We start from the raw sequence: 538 nt of genomic DNA on the forward strand, positions 1-538 counted from the left end.
GATCCGGTACAGCCAGCTGCGGCGGTTGCTGCCACGCGGCGCGGTGAAGGCGGTGCCGGTCAACTGTTCGGCGTACAGGCCGTGGGCCACCTTCTGCGGTGAGTTCTGCCCGACCGGCAGCGCGCCGACAACGGCCTCGGTGGCGAATTCGTTGCCGAAGCCGGACTGATAGCCGCGGGCGGTGATGGCGGGGGACATGGGGGCTCCTGGGTACGGCGAGACCGGAACGGAAAGCAACCGAGCATGGCTCGGCTCTACAGATGGGCAGGCGCCGGGACTGGCCCGGCGCTACCGATGACCTTACAGCACGCCGCGGCGGATCTGGTCGCGCTCGATGCTCTCGAACGGTGCGGTGAAGTTGCCTTCGCCGAAGCCTTCGTTGCCCTTGCGCTGGATGATCTCGAAGAAGATCGGGCCGATGCAGTTCTGGGTGAAGATCTGCAGCAGCTTGCGCTGGTGGGTTTCCGGATCGGCATCGATCAGGATCTTGTTCTTCGCCAGGCGCGGCACGTCTTCACCGTGGTTCGGCACGCGCTGG

General features: G+C 66.2%; 1 protein-coding gene and 1 pseudogene. Both read right to left on the bottom strand.

Annotated features, from left to right (window positions below; all coding sequences use genetic code 11):
* Positions 1–198, bottom strand: a 198-nt coding sequence (locus DAI20_RS20190; protein ID WP_159085165.1) for a homogentisate 1,2-dioxygenase, incomplete at its 3' end; no start/stop codon positions are given.
* A 102-nt stretch (positions 199–300) separates the two neighbouring features.
* Positions 301–538 (bottom strand): annotated as a pseudogene (locus DAI20_RS20195) (4-hydroxyphenylpyruvate dioxygenase); the annotation flags it as partial.

Origin of the sequence: Planctomonas deserti (assembly GCF_003067705.1) — a bacterium.
Classification (GTDB): domain Bacteria; phylum Actinomycetota; class Actinomycetes; order Actinomycetales; family Microbacteriaceae; genus Planctomonas; species Planctomonas deserti.